The sequence below is a fragment of the Mesorhizobium sp. M0968 genome (genome assembly GCF_040319065.1).
Classification (GTDB): Bacteria; Pseudomonadota; Alphaproteobacteria; order Rhizobiales; family Rhizobiaceae; genus Mesorhizobium.
Genome location: NZ_JAMYNL010000078.1, coordinates 1 through 2255, shown reverse-complemented (window position 1 = coordinate 2255; position 2255 = coordinate 1). Strand labels below are relative to the sequence as shown.

The 2255-nt window shown below is 60.2% G+C and carries 1 pseudogene; it reads left to right on the top strand.

The annotated features are described in order from the left end of the window. Positions 1-343 precede the first annotated feature (343 nt). Positions 344-1100, top strand: a pseudogene (locus tag NKH67_RS33915) (carboxymuconolactone decarboxylase family protein). Positions 1101-2255: the final 1155 nt, after the last annotated feature.

The following is a 2255-nucleotide window of genomic DNA, read 5'->3' as shown; positions in this document are numbered from 1 at the left end:
CGCTTGGTCTCGACGATCAGCCGCTCGATCTGCTCGGGCAACTGGTTGGCGTACCTCACCGGCCGCCGCGAGCGGTCGCAAAGCGGTCAGGTTGGGTGCAGCAGCAAGGCGGCGAAAAGATCGAGATAAGGGCGACGTGATCTGGACCCCGCCAGGCGTCAGGCACTGGCACGGCGCCACTGCGACGAGTTCCATGATCCACATCGCGATTACGCCCGTGATCGACGGCAAGAATGTTGAGTGGATGGAGCAGGTCTCGGACGAACAGTATCATTGAGGGCTTACACCCCGCCTGGGCTTAGGGATGAAATGGCCCCTTGCAAACGATGAGAAAGGCCCTGAGATGAAAAGTATCGCCGCCCTTGCCCTCGTGTTGTCATGGCAAAGCGCATTTGCGCAGTCGGGCAGTCTCACGCGGGAGGGCGTTCAAGCAGTATCTCCCGCCCTTGCGCTTCATGCTCAGGAGACGCTCGCAAACCGGCTCTGGAAACGCCCCGGCCTATCGGTGCGCGACCGCAGCATCGTCACGGTCTCCGCCTTATTGCGAGAAACCATGTCGCCTTATTGCCAGATCAGCTGCGCCTTGCGCTCGACAATGGCGTGAAACCCGCCGAGATATCCGAGATCATCACTCACCTCGCTTTCTACGCCGGCTGGGGCAACGCTACATCGGCGGTTCCAGCCGCCAAGAACGTTTTCACTGAACGCGCCATTGGCCAGGATCAGTTGCCAGCAGCTAACCCCACGCTTCTGCCGCTCGACGAAAAGGCTGAGGCCAACGCGCGGCGGGAGTTGCAGAGGGTACGGGACCAGCCTCGCCGGGCCTCGTCCGCGACACCGCTGAAGTGCTGTTCCGAAACCTCTGGCTGCGCCCTGATCTGGCGCCGCGCGACCGGAGCCTGGTGAACGTTAGCGCTCTGATAGCAGCAGGCCAGGTCGAGCAAATCCCCTATCACCTCGACCGGGCCTTGAATAACGGCCTTACCCGAGAAGAAGCTTCCGAGGCAATCAGTCATCTTGTCTACTACGCTGGCTGGCCAAACGCGTTCTCAGCAGCGCCGGTCGCGCTCGGCGTTTTCGAAAAGCGCGCGGCCAACTGACGCGCGGGCCGGTCATGGATGGTCGCGGGGGGCAACACGATAGTCAGTCTCTTTGACTCATCATCTTCGGCGGCGTGCAAGTCAATCCGGGCTCCTAAATGCAAAGAACCGGCCGCGCTTTTCGGGGCGGGGTCTGGTCCGACACTCAATGGCGGCGCCGCGCCTACCTCCCCAGCGGTAGCTTGGAGGCCGAAACAAGGTTGTCCTCGTCCTCTATGCCGGCCTTGAAATTTGCGATTATCCGCGATGCGAGAGCCTCACGTTCGTGATCAGATTGAGCGTTGACCTTCAGCCGATCGAACACGCGGCCCAGTAGGTCAATTTCGGACGGGGTGAAAACACCAGCTCGCTCAGCGTTTCGACGAATCGGCATGACGGCCCCCTTCCTTGCGCAGGTAATCCTATTAAGAAACCCCAGCAAAAACAAAGCCCGCCGCGCTGTTTTGGCACGGCGGGCAATCAAGCGCTGACACCAAGCTTAGGGACTTCGGGGGTTGGGCTTGCCTGGCGCCAGATCGTGGGGAGAAGTTAGGCTAATCAGCAATAACGCGTCCACCAACCGACGGTGGAAGAAGGCTACTGGCCGGGGGACTCGCTACCCAGAGAAGCAATATAACTCCCATCGCATAGGGAATCAGAACGACCGCCAGCGCCACCCAAAAGCCGGGGTCCGCCAACACCGCCATTTCACTGCGAAGCTCTTCCATCGCGTGTTTTCAAGGAGGGTGTGTTTTCAGCCTTCCGCCGCTGCTCCCGTAGCCGAGCCGTCTTTGCGTCTCGGGCCGCGCGCTCAATATCGATTAATGACCGTGCAGCATCTGTCGTGCGCTGCTCTCTCTCATCTCTTTGCGTCCAAGTAGCCAAGATCGCTCTCCTATGCGAGGCCCGAGCTGGGCGAATAGTGCTACTGATCGAACCATCGTCGCAGGCGGGTGTTCCACCCAAGACGACAAAAAGCCCGCCGACCGAAGCCGACGGGCCAAGTCTGCGACAGCTGATCACAATTTGCTGTCTGGCCGAAGTACAAAGCACCAACACGCGAAAGCGGCCGAAAGTTCCGCAGATGCTAATAGTCGAAACCGGTCGGCTACCAACCACGTCGACGGCTCGGCGGCCTATACGCGTGTGCCAGGATTGGCGAATACAACCAAGCTC